The 2,980-nt window shown below is 62.9% G+C and carries 4 protein-coding genes; 3 read left to right on the top strand and 1 reads right to left on the bottom strand.

What is annotated here, in order from left to right:
- The 3 genes from ACESL8_RS13230 to msrA all read left to right on the top strand — a co-directional run.
- A partial coding sequence (locus ACESL8_RS13230; RefSeq protein WP_372919610.1) for a DUF3089 domain-containing protein occupies positions 1-998 on the top strand: 998 nt, incomplete at its 5' end.
- A gap of 31 nt (positions 999-1,029) precedes the next feature.
- On the top strand, positions 1,030-1,506 hold the full coding sequence (msrB, locus tag ACESL8_RS13225; protein WP_372919608.1) for a peptide-methionine (R)-S-oxide reductase MsrB: 477 nt from the start codon (positions 1,030-1,032) through the stop codon (positions 1,504-1,506).
- Entirely contained in the window at positions 1,503-2,159 is a 657-nt protein-coding gene (gene msrA / locus ACESL8_RS13220; protein ID WP_372919606.1) for a peptide-methionine (S)-S-oxide reductase MsrA, read from the top strand. The genes msrB and msrA overlap by 4 nt, the downstream gene beginning before the upstream one ends.
- 198 nt (positions 2,160-2,357) lie before the next feature.
- Here msrA and ACESL8_RS13215 read toward each other — a convergent pair.
- On the bottom strand, positions 2,358-2,980 hold a 623-nt coding region (locus ACESL8_RS13215), incomplete at its 5' end, for an NAD(P)(+) transhydrogenase (Re/Si-specific) subunit beta (protein WP_372919604.1).

Genomic DNA, 2,980 nt, shown 5'->3' with positions numbered 1-2,980 from the left:
ATGCGCCCGTCACGCTGGACATGCTACCGGCCGCAAAACAGCCCGCGATCGACTGTTTTTACGTCTATCCCCCCGTCTCCACCGATCAGGCGCCCAACAGCGACATGACCGCCGATTTGGCAGAAACCAACGTGGCGCAGGTGCAGGCCGCGCCGTTCCGCCAGGCCTGCCGGGTGTTTGCGCCGCTGTACCGCCAGGTCACGCTGGCCGCCTTGCGTGACCGCATGATGGGCAAGCCGGTCACCGCCGATCCCACGCTGGGCTACAAGGATGTTTCGGCCGCCTTTGCCGATTACATGAAGCACGACAATAAGGGCCGCGGCGTTGTTTTGATCGGTCACAGCCAGGGCAGCGGCGTACTCAAGGTGCTGATTCAGAACGAGATCGAAGGCAAGCCGGTGGCCGGCCAGATTGTCGCCGCCTATCTGGCCGGCCACAATGTGCTGGTGCCGGCCGGCAGGCAAGTTGGCGGCGATTTCAAATCCACCCCGCTGTGCCGCACACCCACGCAAACCGGCTGCGCCGTCGCCTGGGTGACGTTCCGCGACACCATGGCCGTGCCGCCCGCCAGCCTGTTTGGCCGCCCGCCTGCCGCCGCACCGGCCGGCATGGCCGCCGCCTGCACCAATCCGGCGGCGCTCGCCGGTGGCCGCGTCACCGTCAGGCCCTTGATGGTCAATCGTGCCGACATCGTGGACAATGGCGCCGCAGCACCGAAATGGGCCCAGGGCCGCAACATCCACACGCCGTTCGTTGCCCTGCCCGGCTTGCTGAACGCCGAGTGCATGGCGCGCGACAATGCCAGTATATTGTCGGTGGGTATCAACGCCGATCCCGCCGATCCCCGCACAGACACCATCAACGGTGACGTCGTTGCCGGCGGCCAGGTGGTGGAGGCGTGGGGATTGCACCTGATCGACATGCAGGTGGTGATGGAAGATCTGGTCGATCTGGCCAAAACGCAGGGCACAGCCTGGCTGCGGCAACGCGGAAAGTAACCGTTCAGGCTGGGCATGCGTATAAGATGGCATGACCACTAGACGTACCCTGCTTGGCCTGATCGCCGCCCTGCCTTTCGGCGCTCCCGCCCTTGCGGCGCCCGGGCGCTTCGCTGTCAGCTACACGCCTGCGGAATGGCAGCGACGGCTTGGGAAGGAAGCCTTTGCCGTGCTGCGTGAAGAGGGCACCGAACGCCCGTTCACCTCACCCCTTAACAAGGAAAAGCGCGCGGGCACCTTTGTCTGCCGCGGCTGCGCGCTGCCACTGTTCAGTTCGGCGCACAAATTCGAAAGCGGCACCGGATGGCCGAATTTCTGGCAACCGCTGAACAAGACCGCAATCGGATCGACGGTGGATCGCAGCTATTTCATGGTCCGCACCGAAGTGCATTGCAGCCGCTGCGGCGGACATCAGGGCCATGTATTCGACGATGGGCCCAAGCCCACCGGGCTGCGATATTGCATCAACGGCCTGTCATTGGCCTTCGTACCAGGGAAAACCGCATGAAGCGCGTGTTGTTGATTGCGATGTTGCTCGCCGCCCCCGCCTGTTCAGCCGAACCCATGGTGCTGGCCCCTGCGCCTGTGGTGGATGCCATGTTGGCGAAGGGCGCACTGCAGAAGGCAGTGTTTGCCGGCGGCTGTTTCTGGGGCGTCGAAGGCGTGTTTGAACGGGTGAAGGGCGTGAAATCCGTGGTGTCGGGCTATGCCGGCGGCGCGCGGGCGACGGCGATTTATGAAGTGACCGGCAGCGGCCTCACCGGCCATGCCGAGGCGGTGGAGATCATCTACGATCCCGGTGTCGTGTCCTATGGCACGTTGCTGCGCATCTTTTTCTCGGTAGCGCACAATCCCACCCAGCTCAACCGTCAGGGGCCTGACAGCGGCAGCCAGTACCGCAGTGCGCTGTTCACGCGCGGGACGGAGCAGGAACGGATTGCGCGGGCGTATGTGACGCAACTGGAGCGCGCGGGCACCTGGAAGCCCAAGATCGTGACGACGTTCGAAGGCGGCAAGCCGTTTTACGCGGGCGAGGCGTACCACCAGAATTATCTGCGCGGGCACACGTCGCAGCTGTATATCGCGATCAACGACATTCCCAAGGTGGAGGGGTTCAAGCGGCTATTTCCAGCGCTGTGGAGCGAGCGGCCGGCGGTTTAGTCCAAATCCGCTCATGCCGAGCTCATCTAGGCGCGGTGCTGACTGCGGAATTGGCCTTTGCAGGAGAGGCCGGCGGCGAGGTCGCGCCGTTAGACGAAACAAAAAGGGCGGCTTGAGGGCCGCCCTTTTTGTTCGCTGGCCGATCTTGCCGGAGCCCGTGCCCAACGCTACGCGTTGGTCACAGGCCCAGCTGCGATATCAATGGCCCCCACCATTCAAAGCCTTCACAATATTATCAACCATCTTCTTCGCATCAGCGAGCAACATCATCGTGTTGTCCGAATAAAATACCGGATTGTCCACGCCGGCATAGCCCACCCCGCCCATCGAGCGCTTGATGAACAGCACGGTCTTGGCCTTTTCCACGTCCAGGATCGGCATGCCATAGATTGGCGACGTCTTGTCGGTCTTGGCGAGCGGGTTGGTCACGTCGTTGGCGCCGATGACGAAAGCGACATCACACTGGCCAAATTCGCTGTTGATGTCTTCCAGTTCGAACACCTCGTCATAGGGCACGTTCGATTCCGCCAGCAGCACGTTCATGTGGCCGGGCATGCGGCCGGCCACCGGGTGGATGGCGTATTTCACCGAGACGCCTTCTTTTTTCAGCAAATCGCCCATTTCGCGCAGCGAGTGCTGGGCTTGGCTGACCGCCATCCCGTAACCCGGCACGATGATCACGCTTTCGGCGTTCTTCATGATGAAGGCAGCGTCGTCAGCCGAACCGGCCTTGAACGGCTTTTGCACGCCGGTGCCCTTGGCCGCACTGGCCCCGGATTCAGCACCAAAGCCGCCGGCAATCACGCTGATGAAGCTGCGGT

It is taken from the genome of Sandarakinorhabdus sp., assembly GCF_041689835.1.
In the GTDB taxonomy this organism is placed as follows: domain Bacteria; phylum Pseudomonadota; class Alphaproteobacteria; order Sphingomonadales; family Sphingomonadaceae; genus Sandarakinorhabdus.
Note: the sequence above shows the minus strand (reverse complement) of the source record. Positions and strands in the feature narration are given on the sequence as shown.

Bases quoted from the DNA above. Each gene is read 5' to 3' on its own strand.
- msrA (WP_372919606.1), top strand. From the start codon at position 1,503: ATGAAGCGCGTGTTGTTGATTGCGATGTTGCTCGCCGCCCCCGCCTGT.
- msrB (WP_372919608.1), top strand. From the start codon at position 1,030: ATGACCACTAGACGTACCCTGCTTGGCCTGATCGCCGCCCTGCCTTTC.